The following is an 18,070-nucleotide window of genomic DNA, read 5'->3' on the forward strand; positions in this document are numbered from 1 at the left end:
TATTAGAAAATATGTATGGTAAAACAAAGCAGCCTGTAAAATAATAAAATTACAGGCTGTATAAGTATAAAAAATAAATGATTAATAATCCTTCACTTCCCATCCCAAAGCACTGGCTCCCAGTACAGCGGCATCACTTTCTTTAAGCTCAGACATCAATAGTTTTATCTTATTTCTGTATATTGGAAGCATGTTTTCTTCCATATATTTACGAACAGGGTCAAATATAAATTTACCGGATTTGGTTAATCCTCCAAATAAAATTATGGCTTCAGGACTAGAGAATGCTACAAAATCTGCAAATGATTCTCCAAGAACTTGTCCTGTAAATTCAAATATTTCTTTAGCCAGCTTATCTCCTTTTATTGCTGCATCATATACATCTTTCGATGTTATCTCTGAAGCGTCTAATTCTCTCAATAAACTAGAATCTTTTTTTGTTTCAAGATATTCTCTTGCAGTACGGGCAACCCCGGTAGCAGAACTATAAGTTTCGAGACACCCTTTTTTACCACATCCACACATGCGTCCTTCGCGTATAGCTGTTGTATGGCCTAATTCTCCGGCAAAACCATCATGTCCATATACAAGCTGTCCGTTGACAACAATACCGCTACCAACTCCGGTACCCAACGTAATAACTATAAAATCTTTCATTCCTCGAGCAGCACCGTAGGTCATCTCCCCAATGGCAGCAGCATTAGCATCGTTCGTTAAAGCTACGGGAACATTTAATTTATCGGTTAGCATCTGTGCTAATGGAATAACTCCTTTCCAAGGTAGATTAGGGGCAAACTCTATACAACCAGTGAAAAAGTTTCCGTTAGGAGCACCTACACCAATACCTTTGATATTACCCGAGCCTCCTACCTGATCTATAATCTCCTGTACACCTGCTGACAGATGAGTTACATATTCGTTTATTTCTTTATAAGAACCAGTTTTTATAGAGCCTTGATTGATGATATGTCCTCTTTTGTCTACTACGCCAAATACAGAGTTTGTACCGCCAATATCAATTCCAATAGCATATGGTTTTTCCATGATTTTATTATGTTAATTCAACAACGAAATTATTTTTAGATTAAATGTGTGCAAATATAATTAATTCTGCCCTAAAATTGATCTTTTAGATGCTAATAATATGCTTTTTATTTACTAGAAAGAGGCTATTAATGCCTATCGAGTAACTTTTTATAAAACTTCCGATAATCATCCTCTATCATTGCATATTTTCAGATATAACTATTAACTATAAGTCTTTGAAATATATATCTAATACTTTACTTGCTGCGGCAAACGAACTTAACCTAGAGTTCAAAACATCTTGTTCATAGACCTTTAACCCTTGCTGTACTTTAAGATTATTATAAAAATTATTCTTTAATTTCTCATTTATAGTCTCATACATCCAATATCTGGACTGGCTATTTCTCCGATGGTCAAAATATCCACTCTTTTTGACAAAGTCAATATATTCATCTATCATATTTAACACTTCGTCAACACCAATATCATAGTATCCAGAATATGTTAATACTTTCGGAGACCAGCCGGAGTCGGGTAGGGGAAACAGGTGCAAAGCATTTTGAAAATGAGATTGAGCTAGTTTTGCTTTTTCTATATTTGTTCCATCTGCTTTGTTTATGATTATGCCATCAGCCATTTCCATAATACCTCTTTTTATTCCTTGCAATTCATCTCCGGTTCCTGCTAGCTGAATTAATAAGAAAAAGTCTACCATCGAGTGTACTGCAGTTTCAGATTGTCCTACACCAACGGTTTCTACTATAATTCGATTAAATCCGGCAGCTTCACAAAGTATAATAGTCTCTCTTGTTTTGCGGGCAACTCCACCCAATGATCCGGCAGAAGGAGAGGGGCGGATAAATGCGTTTGCCTCTGTGGATAACCTTTCCATACGGGTTTTATCACCAAGTATACTACCTTTGGTTACCTCGCTCGAAGGATCTATTGCTAATACTGCCAATTTATTATTCCCTTTGAGTATATGCATACCAAAAGAGTCTATAGATGTACTTTTTCCTGCACCGGGTACACCGGTAATTCCTATTCTAATTGAATTACCGGTATATGGAAGGCATTTTTCTATAACTTCCTGTGCTATAACCTGATGCTCTGGTTTCGAGCTCTCTACAAGAGTTACAGCTTGTCCTAAAATAGATATATTACCTTTTAATATACCTTCTACATATTCTGATGCTGAATATGTTTTCCTTTTATATTTTTTGAAACTATTCAGATACGGATTAACTGTTGGTTGTTCACCAATTCCTTTATTCACACGTAATCCATGAAACTGATCATCATTCTCTATATGGTCCATATTTGCTTTTTATTTATGGATATAATATTCTTGATGTAAATATACGAAAAAAAAGAAAGATAGTAAAGATTTCTTATCTTTGATATTAAACATAATAGTAATTATATAACATATATGTTTATTTGAGATAAGACTGTATTTTACACATTGTCAGAAAAGAACCACATAGAAAATAAAAGCGCCTGAGAAGTTATCTCAAGCGCTCCTAAAATGGAAATTATATAATTAATTTGCTAATTCTTTATCAATAGCATCTAGTTCTGCTGATTTGTCTACATTAAGCAAGCTTAAATTATAATATACATTTTGTAGTTTCATTAGAGCTGGTCTAATATCCAACTTATCTGCATTTTTAGCTTTTAATATATCGCGATATTTTTCAAGATATGGAAGAGCTTTTAAATACAATTCAGATGTTGTTTTATCTAGTTCTGCCTGTTCTCTTCTATTAGTTGTTTGTCCAGCCTTATCTTTAATATCCTGAGCTTGTAATACATATAATACCCCAATACCTTCCAGTGCTCTTTCGCAATTTGCATCAGCCGCCACAGCGCTTAGATATGCAGGTTCAGCCTTATCATAAGCTTTTTGTTCTGCATATAATGATGCTTTTACACTCATTAAGTCACAAGTATTAGCAGGATCATTAGCAATAGCCTGATCAAGGTAAGCTATAGCTTCGTTTGTTTTTCCTCCTCTAATAAATTCATTAATTAGATTTGGTGTAAAATATTTATTACTAGGGAATTTCTCAGCACCTTCACGTAAAGTTGTTACAAAAGCTACACTATCCTCTAATTGTTGATATTCGCTTGCAAGTAGCTCATATATATCACTTTCTTTATATGTGCTATTTGATATATAAGGTTCTGAAGCTAATCTTTTTAATAATTTTACAGAACGAGGATGATCTTTCGATTGTATAGAACTAATTACTGCATAATACTTAATAGTTTGATATGTAGAATCTTGTGTGTTGAAATCTGATTTAGAGTCTTCAAACATAGCCAAAGTTGGCAATTCCCAATATCTTTCGAAAAAGTCTGCGGCTTTTTTATAATCTTGTTTGTCATTATAGAATACTCCTCCATTGATATAAAATCTATGGCCATCTCTCATATTCTTAACGATATCTTTTCTTACTTTATTTTTAACTTGTCCTTTTTCATTTGGCACTTGTCCCAATTCATCAGCTTTTATATATGGATCGTACATATTGTACAAACCTACATACATAGCTTCTTCATTACCTCCTTTACCGGTAATTTCCTTTTGCATTTCCAGAGTACGCTGATCATCAAAAGCTTTGTACTCTATATCTCCGGCCAATTTCCATGTTTCAGGATCTTCAGCAGTTTCCGAATTAGTAAGAGCAGGTTTTATCAATTCTCTAGCTTCATTAATGTTGCTTTTCATCGCAGATTTAGCATCTTTTACTGCCTTCTTTTGAGCAAAAGAAAAAGCAGCTAGCATGCATAGCGATGTTACTAATATTACTTTCTTCATATTTACCTGTTTTTTTAATTTGTTACTTTTTTATATTTAAGACAATTCTTCTGTATTATCTGTATACTCTTCTCCTAAATCGTTTTCGTCGATATTCGGTTCTGATTCAACTTTACAAACTGATGCTATTTCATCATTTCTTTTGCCTAAATTAATGAGTCTTACTCCCTGTGTAGCACGTCCCATAGTGCGAATATCTGAAACTTTTAGACGAATTGCGATACCAGACTTGTTAATTATCATTAAATCGTTCTCGTCCGTTACACTGTTAATAGAAACAAGTTTTCCCGTCTTGTCTGTAATATTCAGAGTCTTAACACCTTTTCCACCTCTGCTAGTAATACGATATACCGGTATAGTTTCTCCATTTTCGTCCAATATTTCATTACCATCATCGTCTTTATCATTCAGATTAGTACGTTTACCATATCCTTGCTCCGATACAACCATTATGGTATCAGTCTTTTGAGCATCTTTCGACATAGCTAACATGCCTATAACCTGATCTTGTCCATCGTCGTCTATTCTCATACCACGTACACCTGTAGCTGTACGTCCCATAACACGCACTTCGGATTCGTGGAAACGAATGGCTCGACCATTACGATTAGCTAGTAGAATTTCACTATCACCATCAGTCATTAATACTTCTATTACTTTATCATCTTCACGAATTGTAATAGCATTTACTCCATTCTGACGAGGACGCGAATATGCTTCAAGACTTGTTTTCTTAATTACTCCCTGTTGAGTACAGAACATTAAATAATGGCTGTTGATAAAGTCAGAATCACTAAATCCTCTAACTCTTACAAATGCTGTTACTTTGTCGTCAGATTCTATATTCAACAAGTTCTGGATAGCTCTCCCTTTCGAGTTTTTAGTACCTTCCGGTATGTCGAACACGCGCAACCAATAACATTTTCCTTTCTGTGTGAAAAGAAGCATGTAGTTGTGCATAGATGCCGGATATATATGTTCGATGAAGTCTGCGTCGCGTGTCTCCGAACCCTTAGCTCCTACTCCACCTCTATTTTGAGATCTGAATTCAGAAAGAGGTGTACGTTTAATATATCCTAAATGAGAAATAGTTAATATCATCTCATCATTTGCATAAAAATCTTCCGGATTTAGCTCTTCGGAGGCATATACTATTTCAGTACGTCGTTCGTCTCCATATTTGTCTCTTATTTCAATCAATTCATCTTTGATAACTGTCATACGCAGTTCTTCATTAGATAGAATTTCATTCAAATAAGCTATAAGTTTTTGCACTTCTCCATATTCGTTACGAAGTTTGTCTTGTTCTAGTCCTGTTAGTTGGCGCAAACGCATTTCTACGATTGCACGGGCCTGTATTTCTGAAAGATTGAATTTTTCTATGAGACCTTCAATTGCTTCCTGTGGCGATTTAGAGCCTCTGATAATTGCAATGACTTCATCAATATTGTCAGATGCAATAATCAATCCTTCTAATATATGGGCTCTTTCTTCTGCTTTTCTTAGGTCGTATGTTGCTCTACGAATTACGACATCTATTCTATGTTCTACAAAGAAAGAGATCATATCCATGAGGTTCAATGTTCTAGGGCGTCCTTTTACAAGGGCGATATTGTTTACACTGAACGAAGATTGTAAGGCAGTAAGCTTATATAATTTATTTAAAACGACATTGGCATTCGCATCTCGTTTTACATCTACAACGATACGCATACCCTGACGATCCGATTCATCATTTACATTGCTGATGCCTTCAAGTCTTTTTTCTCCTACAAGGTCTGCTATATGTTTAATTAACTCAGCTTTATTGACCAAATATGGAATTTCGGAAATGATAATTTTCTCATGGTTACCTTCCATTTCTATTTCAGCACGGCCACGCATTACCACACGTCCACGCCCTGTCTCAAAAGCATCTTTAACACCTTGATATCCATAAATATACCCACCAGAAGGAAAGTCAGGAGCTTTTATGTATTGCATTAAGCCTTCGATATCAATATCTTTATCTTCGATGTATGCTATAATTGCATTAATAACCTCTGTCATATTATGCGGAGGCATATTCGTCGCCATACCTACGGCAATCCCTGAGGCTCCATTTATAAGAAGATTCGGTATCCTTGTGGGTAAAACTGTTGGCTCTTTTAAGGTATCGTCAAAGTTTAACTGAAAATCGACAGTCTCTTTTTCTATGTCTTTTAGCATTTCTTCCGCCAAACGGCTCAATCTGGCTTCGGTATAACGCATTGCTGCAGGGCTATCGCCATCGACACTCCCCATATTACCTTGTCCGTCTACTAAAAGATAGCGCATACTCCATTCCTGAGCCATACGCACCATAGCAAAATAAACTGATGAATCTCCATGAGGGTGGTATTTACCTAAGACTTCCCCTACAATTCTTGCAGATTTTTTGTGTGGTTTATTAGATGCATTACCTAATTCACTCATACCGTATAGTATACGACGGTGAACAGGTTTAAATCCGTCTCTAACATCTGGTAATGCACGAGATACAATCACCGACATTGAATAGTCAATGTAGGCCGATTTCATTTCATCCTCGATGTTAATTTTGATAATTCTATCCTCTGCTTCTGCCATTATATTTTAAGATAAATTTTTTATTCTCAAATAGTTTGTAAAAGTGTTTCAAACGAGGCTTTTTGCAGCCTCCAAAAAACATGCTAAGATATAAATTTTCTTTCTATTAAGAAAATTTAATCTCACAAAAAAGCCCGATAAAACCTAAAGTTATCGGGCTTTTTATATTTGAAGTAACAGGTGAAAATAATAGAATAGTAAAACCTGTTGTCTTAGTTATTTTAGAGTTGATTATTCTCCTTTTCCATGACAGCTTTTATACTTCTTACCACTACCACAGAAACAAGGATCGTTTCGTCCAGGTGTCTTATCTACATGTACGGGAGCTATCTTTTGCCTGTCAGATTCCTGTGATGGTTGTGAAGATCTCTGTCCTGCATTTTCCTGATCTACATCAGTCTTTTCGGTACGATAGCGACTGTAGTCTGTTTTTTGTTCCGGAGCAGCCTGACGTACTTGTTCTGGTTCGCGTACAGGTATCTGACCACGCATAAGGATAGTAACAGCCTTATTGTTCACACTGTTTAGCATTGATTTGAACAAAGTGAATGATTCTAATTTGTAGATCAAAAGTGGATCTTTTTGCTCGTAGCTCGCATTTTGTACCGATTGGCGTAAATCATCCATTTCACGAAGGTGTTCTTTCCATTCTTCGTCAATAGTATGCAATACAATCGCTTTTTCAAATGACTTTATAATATCTTTCGATTGAGAATTATATGCTTCTTTTAGGTTACATGAGATATTATACACTCGTTTTCCGTCTGTTATAGGAATAAGTATATTTTCAAATTTATCTCCTTGTTCTTCAAACACTTGTTTGATTACAGGATTTGCTATTTCGGCAAGGCGATCCATTTTCTGTTTGAAGTTTTTAACTGCTGTGTCGTAAATTATATCCACTAGAGTATCGGCTTTAGTAGAACGGAAAGTAGCTTCATCGAATGGCAATTCGATGGCTAAAACACGTAGAGAATCTATTTTTAGACCTTCGTAATCCTGATTGTCTGCATATTGTTCGACCAAACTTACTGCTGTATCATAGAACATATTTACAATATCTATTCCAATACGTTCACCCATAAGCGCATGACGACGACGCTTGTAAATAACCTCACGTTGAGAGTTCATTACATCATCATATTCAAGTAAGCGTTTACGAATACCGAAGTTGTTTTCTTCGACTTTCTTTTGTGCACGTTCTACCGACTTACTAAGCATGTTATGCTCAAGCATTTCGCCTTCTTTAAAGCCCATACGATCCATCATTCCGGCAATACGTTCCGATGCAAATAAACGCATCAAATTGTCTTCCAGAGATATGTAGAATACTGAAGAACCCGGGTCCCCCTGACGTCCTGCACGACCTCTCAACTGACGGTCTACACGGCGAGACTCATGTCTTTCTGTACCTATAATAGCCAAACCACCTGCTTCTTTCACACTTGGAGCCAGCTTGATGTCAGTACCACGACCAGCCATATTGGTTGCAATGGTTACAGCACCAGGTTGTCCGGCTAAAGCAACTACCTCTGCTTCTCGTTGATGTAGTTTAGCATTCAGTACATTATGCTTGATTTTACGCATGGTAAGCATCTTGCCAAGTAGTTCGGATATTTCGACTGATGTTGTACCAACTAGTACTGCACGTCCTTCTTCTACCAGTTTTTCTATTTCTTGTATAACCGCAGTATATTTTTCACGTTTTGTTTTATATATACGGTCATTCATATCGTTACGTGCGATAGGTCTGTTGGTCGGAATAACCACTACATCGAGTTTGTAGATATTCCACAATTCGCCTGCTTCTGTTTCTGCTGTACCTGTCATCCCTGATAGTTTATGATACATACGGAAATAATTTTGCAGAGTAATAGTCGCAAATGTTTGTGTTGCAGCTTCTACTTTCACTCGCTCTTTAGCTTCTATAGCTTGGTGAAGTCCATCTGAGTATCGGCGTCCGTCCATAATACGTCCGGTCTGCTCATCCACAATCATTACTTTATTATCTACAACAACATATTCATCATCTATTTCAAATAATGCATATGCTTTAAGTAACTGATTTACGGTATGTACTCGTTCCGATTTAACAGAATAGTTCTGCATTAATTCATCTTTCTTTGCAGCTTTTTCACCATCATTCAGTGATGTATTTTCTAACTCTGAAAGTTGAGAGCCTATATCGGGAAGAACAAAGAAAAGAGGGTCGTCCGAATTTCCTGTCAGAAGGTCAATACCTTTGTCTGTCAGCTCTATACTGTTGTTTTTTTCATCGATAACAAAGTACAAATCATCTGTAACCTCGTGCATACGACGCATTTGCTCACCCATGTATTCTTCTTCTGTCTTCAACATAGATGCTTTTATTCCCGGCTCACTCAAGAATTTGATGAGAGGTTTATTTTTAGGTAAACCTTTAAATGATTGATACAGTACAAAACTTCCTTTCTTTTGTTCTTCCTTATCATCAGAGGCCATTTTAGCTTTTGCTTCAGCCAGTAGCTTAGTACAAAGATCTCTTTGTGCTTTTACAATGATTTCTACTCTAGGACGAAACTCTTCGAAAAGTTGTTCTTCTCCTTTTGGTATTGGTCCGGATATAATCAAAGGTGTACGTGCATCGTCTATCAATACGGAGTCTACCTCGTCGACAATAGCATAGTTGTGTTTACGCTGTACAAGGTCTGATGGATTAATAGCCATATTATCACGCAAATAGTCGAAGCCAAATTCATTATTGGTACCAAATGTAATATCAGCCTGATAGGCCTTGCGACGTCCTTCCGAGTTTGGTTGATGTTTATCTATGCAGTCTACAGATAACCCATTGAACATATAGATAGGTCCCATCCATTCCGAGTCACGTTTTGCCAGATAATCATTCACTGTCACTACATGTACTCCGTTTCCGGTAAGGGCATTTAAAAATACAGGGAGTGTACCGACAAGAGTTTTTCCTTCTCCTGTAGCCATTTCTGCAATTTTTCCTTTATGAAGAACAACCCCTCCGAACAACTGTACATCGTAATGAATCATGTCCCATGTAATTTCATTACCTCCGGCTAACCAATGTTTGTAGTATATGGCTTTGTCTCCATCTATCTCTACAAAGTCGTGGCTTTCGGCTAACTCTCTGTCGAAATCTGTTGCTGTTACTACAATCTCTTCATTCTGAGTAAAACGGCGAGCAGTATCTTTTACTATAGAAAATACTTCGGGAAGCACTTTATCTAATACTTCCTCATATTTGTCTGTAACTGTTTTTTCCAATTTGTCGACTTCCGCCCAAAGCTCTTCACGCTGGTCTATTTCCAATGTTTCAGCTTTAGCCTTCAGTTCTTCTATCTGTGTTTTTTCAGTAGCTACATAATCTTGTATCTGCTGTCTGATTTCGGCTGTTTTTGCTCGCAATTCGTCATGCGATAAACGCTCTATTTCAGGGTATACAGTTTTGATACGGTCTACATACGGATTGATCTCCTTCAAGTCTCTTTGAGATTTATTTCCGAATAGTGATGTTAAAAAATCAGCGAATCCCATATATTTATATTTGTTTTATTTCTTATTGTTTTTTCTTCTTCTTTTAAAGTAATTCTGATAAAGCTTCTTCTTTTGCTGCATTTGGAGACCGAATACGCATAATGTACGACACAGTAGGCGCTATCTCGGTTGCTTTAATAGTACGTTTTACTTTTTCAGCTTTAATTCCATTTCCGAAGAATATAACAGGGCAGACTATAGCATTACTTCTTACTTGTTTTTCCTTAAACGAAGCATCTTGTTCGTTTACTACTTTATATCCCGGTTGCAATTCTACAAATAAGTCTCCCGATGTTTCCCGGGTATATCCGTTTCTGTAATATTCCATTACGGGGTTCCATTGCCCATGCTGCAATTGGAAAGAGGTATACACTTCTTGTACTCCGGTAAATTCGAAGACAAATTCAGCTGCTTTGTTTTGTATCTCTTGCAGTGAGATTTCTTTTTGTTTTATAAGCTCTCTATTGAGATATATCTGCCCGTTATGGAACTTATCTACCCATTTGTTATCTTTTCCATATATGGCCATCAAGTACATATTGAGCAAAGCTTCACATCTATTTATGTAAAACTTATTTTCGGGTAGAGCCTGATCTCCGGTATAAACAGGTTCATTAGAATTGTAATACCCTGTAGATGTTACAAATATTAATGTGTTTTTGAGTCCAACAGTTTTCTCTACTTCATCGAGGAGCATTTCTATTTCCCGGTCGAGACGAGCATATGTATCTTGTATCTCGATAGAATAGTCAGATGTTTTGGCATAGTTTCCGGCATAAAAAGTTAGAGATAGAAAATCGGGGCTGATACGTCTTCCTAATTCAGCCTTTGCCAGCACTTTCATTGCTGTACTTCTAATGTTTCCATTTACAGCAGGAGTTTGTTTAGCCAATATATATGTCTCCTTGTCAGTTCCCATGGGATGTGAAAAAGAGGCTACACTCTGCATAAAAGGAAAAGCTTTGTATGATTTTACGTCCAACAATGGTCTCCATTGCATTCCCCATGCTTTTACTGCAAAGTCCGATCCACTTCTGTTTTCCTGATCTACTGTCCAATAAAAGTTCTTATAATAGGTACTGGATGCCCACTTACCTGTATAGTCATCTACCCAAAATGCTGTATTGCCAAATATACCCGCAGTAATTAGTGCCTGCGATATATTCGGAGTAAAGGAGTATACATCGGAAGATCCTCTCGAAGCAATTTTTAACTCATCAGTAATGGTCGATGTCTTTAAAGCCAATGGAGAAACTTTATCTTGTGTATAATTGCCTAGATACGAAGGATCTGAGAATGTTGTAACTTCTTGCTGTTTTACCGCCAGATACTTTTTATTTCCTACTATACCATGATAGAAAGGAATAGTTCCGGTATATATGGTCGCTATAGCAGAAGCATCGTCCACATTTGGAAAATCGAACTTTATATTCTGATATATTAATCCTTCATTTAAAAGACGCTTAAATCCTCTTTCTGAAAAAGTATTTTGGAATAGCTCAAGATAATCGCCCCGAAGCTGATCTATAGTAATACCTATTACTAGCTTTGGAGTTTCACGCACCGAAGTTTGTGCCTGAACTGATGTAATAGTTAATACTGCGACTAATGAGGTTATTATTCTTATCATTTTGCTCTTGGTAAGCTATATACAGCTTTCTTATTTAGTTTTTTATATTGTAAAATATTCATTCCAGATCTTACTACTATAGACAAGATGTAAGGAATAAATGCTATTTCTAATTGTTGTGGGATCAAAGACCATGCCAAAAGAAAAGCCAAAAGTGCCACAAAGTTAATAAAATGATAATAATATAAATACTTTGAGAGTGATTTTACAAAGAATAAAATAGCAACTATCAATTGAAGTGGGTTTAACCACACTATATTCCAGTTAGGATTGGTACATGGGTGCTCAGAAAAGAACATCAAAAAGAATATAATACATCCACTCAAGCCGGCTACAAGAAACAAAATGGTATCGAACACTTTACTAAGTGTAAATATTTTCTTTCTATATATTAATACCGAAATAAGAATTATGAATACTAATAATAAAGATCCTATAAGTAGAGGCTGATCTATTGAGGACTGAAGAGTCGGTGTACCTTGTGTTGTAAGTAGTACATTTTCACTGTTTACCAATTCTCTTTTTTCTCCATCTGTATTTTCTACAACAGCACCTGTGTAAGCATTCAGTAAATAAAGAGGAAGAAAGTCTTTTTGCCTGTCTGTAATGGTTTTATCAGCTTCTGCACCAATTACCAAATCTATACCAAATCGCGACCATGGCTGAATGTTGGTACATTCGCGTACAAGATCTCTGTATGTCTGAATTTTGTCAGTTGGTGCATATTTTATTGTTCCATCCACATATTTTGCTATTATATCTCTTGGGCGGGTAGAACAGTTATCGTAAAAGTAATTGTAACGATATATTCTATTCTCAGGCATTGCGTTGATGAACAGCGCATTGAGTATTTCTTGTTTTTCTTTTTGTGTCAGATTAAAAACCTGTTCAATAACTCCGACCCCCCTCTCTCTATATTCTTCGATATAATACTGATATGGAACAGATGCAACCATATAATCAGTTTCTCCTTTTACAAAACGTAATATGAAGTTTGGTGCATTGAAATTAAATATACCGTAGTTGTAGACTATGTCTATATTCTTTACAGGGTCTTTGATCCGGATAGCCGTATGACCAAACAAGGCATATATAGCTCCTTCCCAAGGGTTGCTCGTAAGTAAGCTTATTTGAGATGTATCGCTTAATATTATTGTCTGATCGAAACGATTATCGTTTTCAGCTTTAGAAATATTAGAGAAGCCTATAAAAATCAGTATAAGGAATATGAGTCTACGCATCTGTTATTCTATTTACCAGACAAAGATAAGAGATATGCTGATAGAACAATAAACAAGATGTAACGAATATTTCGATATGTTGTGAATTTTAATTAAAAAGAATAGGTATATATCGTCAAAATGTCCATTTTTTTTAATTTTGTTTATGATAAAATCAAAAAGAAATTAATTATGAAAAAAGGATTATTATTGCTTGCTTTACTAGGTGTAATGTATTGTTTATCAGCACAAGATATAAAGCTGCAATCTCCATCTAAATCTGGAGGAAAGCCACTGATGGAGGCTTTGAATGAAAGACAGTCGCATCGTACTTTTGTAAAAAAGGACTTATCTGCACAGGACTTGTCTGATCTTTTATGGGCTGCAAATGGCTTTAATAGAGAGGATAAGCGGACTGTACCTACATCTCAGAATAAGCAGGAAATGGATGTATATGTAATGCTTAGTACAGGTGTTTATCTTTACGATGCTAAAGAGAATATACTGAAACTTATAGAAAAAGGCGATTTGAGAAAAGCTCTTGGACAACCTGCTATATCAGAGAATGCTTCGTTGTCTCTTATATATGTTGCAAACCTGGACAAAGCTTCTAATCGTGAAGCTGGATTCATAGATAGCGGGTTTATAGCTCAGAATGTTTATCTGTACTGTGCTTCTACAGGATTGGGGTCTGTTGTTCGTGCTTCATTTACCAGACCGGGGTTACATGAGGTGTTGAAACTAACAGAAAAACAAGAAATTACAATAGTTCAGGCGGTTGGTCATATAAAATAAGCTGCCATATTATAAAAAAACAGGCTGGAAGATGATTTTCCAGCCTGTTTTTTATTTATATCTACTAAGTTTATGTTGTTATATCAAAAAGATGTTTAACAAGATATTCTCTTTTGTTAAGTATATAAAGTGATTTACACTTATATTTTTAAAGCTCCTACGAGTTCCCTAACCGAGCTTATGTTATTCTTATCCAAGTATTCGGCAATACCGTCTACTACTTTTACCGATATAGTCGGATCAATAAAATTATGTGTCCCAATCTGAATAGCGGATGAGCCTGCCAGAATAAACTCTATAGCATCTTGCCAGCAGGATATGCCTCCCATACCTATAAGAGGAATTTTTACAGCATTATATGTTTGCCACACCATCCTTAATGCTACAGGTTTTACACACGGACCTGATAAACCACCTGTTACAGTCGATAAAACGGGGCGTTGTGAGTTTATGTTAATAGCCATACCAAGCAAAGTGTTTATTAACGAAAGAGAATCAGCTCCTTCTCCCTCTACAGCTTTTGCTATTTCTGTGACATCTGTAACATTTGGGGACAATTTTACAATCAAAGTCCTATCCCAGACTTTCCGCACAGCTTTTGTCACTTCGGCTGCCGATTCGGCACAAACACCAAATGCCATACCTCCTTCTTTTACATTCGGACAAGAGATATTCAACTCTATAGCGGGTATTTTATCTAATTCTATCAGTTTTTCGGTACATTCTACATAATCTTCGATAGTAGACCCTGATACATTCACAATAACATTTGTATCAAAATCTTTTATGTCCGGATATATATTCGAAACAAAGTAATCTATACCCTTATTTTGCAGTCCCACAGCGTTTAACATACCCGAAGGTGTTTCTGCCATACGTGGATAATCATTCCCCTGACGTTCTCGAATGGTAGTTCCTTTTACGAAAATTCCACCTATTCGTGATAGGTCAATAAAGTCGGAATACTCTTTTCCATAGCCAAAAGTACCAGATGCTGTCATAACGGGATTCTTCAAATCCAGTTTACCTATGTTTACTCTTAGTTTGTCCATGTCAACTTTTCTATATTAAATACGGGACCTTCCGTGCATACACAGATATTCCCTTCGCGAGTTTTCTCTACGCAACATAAACATACTCCAAACCCGCATGCCATCATGTTTTCGAGCGATACTTCGCATGATATTTTATTTTCTGTAGCATACTTGGCTACAGCCATCATCATAGGTTTTGGACCACAAGTATAAATTGTCGAAAATTTACTTTTTGTTAGTACCGAGTGGTTTGTTACATATCCTTTTTCGCCAAAACTACCATCTTCTGTAGTACAGAATACCTCTCCATATTTGGCAAAATCGTCTAGTTGTAACAAATCGTTCTTAGATCTGGCTCCAAGCAAGAATTTAGGAGAAAATCCTTTTTCTTTCAGACATGAGCCTAAGAATAACATTGGAGCAGTACCTACACCACCACCAACTAACAAGAACTCTCTGTCAGTTGATAAATCTTGAGGTATAGAAAATGTATTTCCCAATGGAAGAAGCAGATTTATTATATCTCCTTTTTTATATTCGCACATTTTTCGAGTGCCGTCTCCAATTGCTTGTACCAAAAGCCACAATTCATTTTTCTCCTTATCTATATAGTTTACCGAAATCGGACGTCGTAGATAAGTAGAAGGAGAACCATCTACTCTTACTTCTACAAACTGTCCGGGTTGCATGTCGGGCAGCTGTGTATTATCTGAAGTGGTAAGTTTTATGAGGCAATAGTTTTGGTTTAGTTGGTTATTTTCTGTTACAACTAAATCCAGCATTTTCTTCATTTAATCCTAAGTTTTTAGATGATATAGATACTCTCTGCGTTTTGCTGAGTACAAAGGTAATAAAGTTTGGGTTGACTAGAAAATTCCTATACAACTTTAATTATTGGTTAAAAAATAATTATCTTTATGATATAAAAGAGTTAGAAAACAAAGAGATTGTAGTCAGTTTGTTTGACAGAATGATAATAATATGTTGTTTGAAAGTGTAATAAGTCTAAATATTTCTATTCATTAAGAATATTTGAGAGAATAACAACTTGTATATTAAAATCTATTATTTATGGAACTACCATTTGCAGAATCATGGAAAATAAAGATGATTGAGCCTATCCGAAAAAGTAGCCGCTCGGAACGTGAGTTGTGGATAGAAGAGGCTAAGTATAATATGTTTCAGTTAAGAGCTGAACAGGTATATATTGATTTGCTCACCGATTCGGGTACAGGTGCTATGAGTGATAGCCAATGGGCAGGAATGATGGTTGGAGATGAGAGTTATGCCGGTGCTTCTTCTTATTATAAGATGAGAGATACAATAACACGTATAACAGGCTTTGATTATGTATTACCTACCCATCAGGGACGAGCGGCCGAGAATGTCTTGTTTTCGTGCTTAATAAAAGAAGGAGATGTATGTCCCGGAAATTCTCATTTCGATACAACTAAAGGTCATATAGAATCGCGCAAGGCTATAGCTTTAGATTGCACTATAGATGAAGCTAGAGATACACAACTGGAAATACCGTTTAAAGGAAATGTTGATATAGAAAAGTTAGAAAAGGCGTTTATCAAATATGGAGACCAAATTCCATTTGTAATAGTCACTATTACTAATAATACAGCAGGTGGACAGCCTGTGTCGATGGATAACCTAAGAGAAGTGCGCATATTGGCAAATAAATATGGAAAACCTGTTATTTTGGATTCTGCTCGCTTTGCTGAAAATGCTTATTTTATAAAGATGAGAGAAGGGGGATATGAGACTAAAACAATAAAAGAAATATGCCTTGAGATGTTCTCTTATGCTGATGGAATGACTATGAGTGCAAAAAAAGATGCTATAGTGAATATGGGAGGCTTTTTTGCAACAAACAAAAAGGATTGGTACGATATGTGTAAAATAAAAGGAATCGTTTACGAAGGTTTTATTACATACGGAGGGATGAACGGACGAGATATGAATGCTTTAGCTATAGGGCTTGAAGAAAATACCGAGTTCGAAAATTTAGAAACTCGCATCAAACAAGTAGGATATCTAGGCAAAAAACTGGATGAGTATAATATCCCATATCAACGCCCTGTGGGAGGACATGCAATATTTGTGGATGCGGACAAATTGTTGCCTAACATCCCTAAAGATCAGTTTCCTGCACAAACGCTTGCAGTCGAATTGTATCTGGAAGCGGGTATCAGAGGATGTGAAATAGGCTATTTACTAGCAGATAGAGATCCCGTAACTCGCGAAAACCGATTTGAAGGACTCGATTTGTTACGATTAGCCATTCCTCGTCGTGTTTATACAGATAATCATATGAATGTAGTAGCTGTTGCTCTAAAAAATATATATGATCGCCGTAATGACATTAAACGAGGATTTAAAATAAAATGGGAAGCTGATATATTACGACATTTTACAATAGAGTTAGAAAAAGCATAATAAAACAGCTTATTTAAATAAAATAAAGAAAGCTTAATCAGGAAAGGTTTGTTACTAACGAATCTTTTCTGATTTTTTATTTATAAAGGATTATTATCGGCATTAAAAGTTTCGAATGTATTATCCGAGTAATAAATAATTATTTTAGTTATTTTCCGTTCCGGTAATTTTTTATATATAATAGTCTCATCTACAATATTTTTATCCTCTTTTTCTGCTTTCTCAACTATATTTTCCTTGCGATATTCTGGTATATCCTGACTAATGGGAGGAGATACATAATTCTGAGAGAATAAATCCAACGAATTTGGTGCTGCTGATTGGATATTATTAGAAGTAGAAATCTGACTGGATACCTTATTCTCATTATCCAATTCGGATTTAAGCATTTTACCAGTTCCTGTAAGTAGCCAATCTGAATTAATGTAACTCATTTTTGATAATATACGGGTAACAACATCCAAACTAGGATTGTTACGTCCATTCAATATGTGAGACATTACAGCTCTTCCTAATTGCAGTTTATCTGCAAAAGCTGAAGGAGTAAGCTGTTCATAATCCATTATTTGTTTAATCCTGTCTTTCATCAATTGTAAATTATAATAGAACAAATGTATATAATATATTTTACAAATGGAAATCAGGTCCATTTACTTTTGTTGTTTACAAATGTATCCTGCTTGATACATTTGTTTAGTCTGTTATTGTAAACAAAAGTATATTTGATTATTTTCACATATACTATTACTTTATATTATTTAGTTATATTACTTATAAATAGAACTTTATATCATTTAAATATACTTATAATAAGCCTTAGAAGCATATTTTGCATTACATAACCTTTATTTATTAAACTTAAACTTTTATATTTATATATAAGTATCTGATATATATGATTATTTTATACTTAAATTATATGTATTAAAGGCTGAAAGTCGTA

At 35.6% G+C, this 18,070-nt stretch carries 12 protein-coding genes; 2 read left to right on the forward strand and 10 right to left on the reverse strand.

The genetic code is table 11. The features are described from left to right. Window positions 1-81 precede the first annotated feature (81 nt). The 7 genes from BGC7_RS10505 to BGC7_RS10535 all read right to left on the reverse strand — a co-directional run bounded on the left by BGC7_RS10505 (window position 82) and on the right by BGC7_RS10535 (window position 12,874). Window positions 82-1,044, reverse strand: coding sequence for an ROK family protein (locus tag BGC7_RS10505; protein WP_050701549.1), 963 nt, complete (start codon window positions 1,042-1,044; stop codon window positions 82-84). A gap of 208 nt (window positions 1,045-1,252) precedes the next feature. Further along, window positions 1,253-2,347, reverse strand: a complete 1,095-nt coding sequence (gene meaB, locus BGC7_RS10510) for a methylmalonyl Co-A mutase-associated GTPase MeaB (RefSeq protein ID WP_050701550.1) — start codon at window positions 2,345-2,347, stop codon at window positions 1,253-1,255. Window positions 2,348-2,572: 225 nt separating this feature from the next. After that, complete coding sequence (locus BGC7_RS10515) at window positions 2,573-3,853, reverse strand: tetratricopeptide repeat protein (RefSeq protein ID WP_050701551.1); 1,281 nt, start codon at window positions 3,851-3,853, stop codon at window positions 2,573-2,575. 36 nt (window positions 3,854-3,889) lie between these two features. Next, on the reverse strand, window positions 3,890-6,460 hold the full coding sequence (gene gyrA, locus BGC7_RS10520) for a DNA gyrase subunit A (RefSeq protein ID WP_050701552.1): 2,571 nt from the start codon (window positions 6,458-6,460) through the stop codon (window positions 3,890-3,892). A gap of 231 nt (window positions 6,461-6,691) precedes the next feature. After that, on the reverse strand, window positions 6,692-10,003 hold the full coding sequence (gene secA, locus BGC7_RS10525; protein ID WP_050701553.1) for a preprotein translocase subunit SecA: 3,312 nt from the start codon (window positions 10,001-10,003) through the stop codon (window positions 6,692-6,694). Between the two features lie 43 nt (window positions 10,004-10,046). Further along, window positions 10,047-11,633, reverse strand: coding sequence for an alkaline phosphatase family protein (locus tag BGC7_RS10530; RefSeq protein WP_050701554.1), 1,587 nt, complete (start codon window positions 11,631-11,633; stop codon window positions 10,047-10,049). After that, complete coding sequence (locus BGC7_RS10535; RefSeq protein WP_050701555.1) at window positions 11,630-12,874, reverse strand: lipoprotein N-acyltransferase Lnb domain-containing protein; 1,245 nt, start codon at window positions 12,872-12,874, stop codon at window positions 11,630-11,632. The genes BGC7_RS10530 and BGC7_RS10535 overlap by 4 nt, the downstream gene beginning before the upstream one ends. Window positions 12,875-13,045: 171 nt before the next feature. Here BGC7_RS10535 and BGC7_RS10540 point away from each other — a divergent pair, with 171 nt between their 5' ends. Further along, window positions 13,046-13,648 carry a SagB/ThcOx family dehydrogenase gene (locus tag BGC7_RS10540; protein WP_050701556.1) on the forward strand — a complete coding sequence of 201 codons (603 nt, stop codon included), beginning with the start codon at window positions 13,046-13,048 and terminating at the stop codon, window positions 13,646-13,648. A 140-nt stretch (window positions 13,649-13,788) separates the two neighbouring features. Here BGC7_RS10540 and BGC7_RS10545 read toward each other — a convergent pair whose 3' ends face one another. Beyond that, window positions 13,789-14,700, reverse strand: a complete 912-nt coding sequence (locus BGC7_RS10545) for a dihydroorotate dehydrogenase (RefSeq protein ID WP_050701557.1) — start codon at window positions 14,698-14,700, stop codon at window positions 13,789-13,791. Continuing rightward, window positions 14,688-15,473, reverse strand: coding sequence for a dihydroorotate dehydrogenase electron transfer subunit (locus tag BGC7_RS10550; protein WP_050701558.1), 786 nt, complete (start codon window positions 15,471-15,473; stop codon window positions 14,688-14,690). The genes BGC7_RS10545 and BGC7_RS10550 overlap by 13 nt, the downstream gene beginning before the upstream one ends. Before the next feature lie 280 nt (window positions 15,474-15,753). Between BGC7_RS10550 and BGC7_RS10555 the strand changes: the two genes are divergently transcribed. Then, on the forward strand, window positions 15,754-17,127 hold the full coding sequence (locus BGC7_RS10555) for a tryptophanase (RefSeq protein WP_050701559.1): 1,374 nt from the start codon (window positions 15,754-15,756) through the stop codon (window positions 17,125-17,127). Window positions 17,128-17,207: 80 nt separating this feature from the next. Here the strand turns inward: BGC7_RS10555 and BGC7_RS10560 are convergent, their stop codons facing one another. Beyond that, on the reverse strand, window positions 17,208-17,714 hold the full coding sequence (locus tag BGC7_RS10560; protein ID WP_050701560.1) for a helix-turn-helix domain-containing protein: 507 nt from the start codon (window positions 17,712-17,714) through the stop codon (window positions 17,208-17,210). Window positions 17,715-18,070: the final 356 nt, after the last annotated feature.

The sequence above is a fragment of the Dysgonomonas sp. BGC7 genome (assembly GCF_001261735.1).
Lineage (GTDB): Bacteria > Bacteroidota > Bacteroidia > Bacteroidales > Dysgonomonadaceae > Dysgonomonas.

Coding starts and splice junctions, on each gene's coding strand:
- BGC7_RS10505 (WP_050701549.1), bottom strand. CDS start 1,044: ATGGAAAAACCATATGCTATTGGAATTGATATTGGCGGTACAAACTCT.
- meaB (WP_050701550.1), bottom strand. CDS start 2,347: ATGGACCATATAGAGAATGATGATCAGTTTCATGGATTACGTGTGAAT.
- BGC7_RS10515 (WP_050701551.1), bottom strand. CDS start 3,853: ATGAAGAAAGTAATATTAGTAACATCGCTATGCATGCTAGCTGCTTTT.
- gyrA (WP_050701552.1), bottom strand. CDS start 6,460: ATGGCAGAAGCAGAGGATAGAATTATCAAAATTAACATCGAGGATGAA.
- secA (WP_050701553.1), bottom strand. CDS start 10,003: ATGGGATTCGCTGATTTTTTAACATCACTATTCGGAAATAAATCTCAA.
- BGC7_RS10530 (WP_050701554.1), bottom strand. CDS start 11,633: ATGATAAGAATAATAACCTCATTAGTCGCAGTATTAACTATTACATCA.
- BGC7_RS10535 (WP_050701555.1), bottom strand. CDS start 12,874: ATGCGTAGACTCATATTCCTTATACTGATTTTTATAGGCTTCTCTAAT.
- BGC7_RS10540 (WP_050701556.1), top strand. CDS start 13,046: ATGAAAAAAGGATTATTATTGCTTGCTTTACTAGGTGTAATGTATTGT.
- BGC7_RS10545 (WP_050701557.1), bottom strand. CDS start 14,700: ATGGACAAACTAAGAGTAAACATAGGTAAACTGGATTTGAAGAATCCC.
- BGC7_RS10550 (WP_050701558.1), bottom strand. CDS start 15,473: ATGAAGAAAATGCTGGATTTAGTTGTAACAGAAAATAACCAACTAAAC.
- BGC7_RS10555 (WP_050701559.1), top strand. CDS start 15,754: ATGGAACTACCATTTGCAGAATCATGGAAAATAAAGATGATTGAGCCT.
- BGC7_RS10560 (WP_050701560.1), bottom strand. CDS start 17,714: ATGAAAGACAGGATTAAACAAATAATGGATTATGAACAGCTTACTCCT.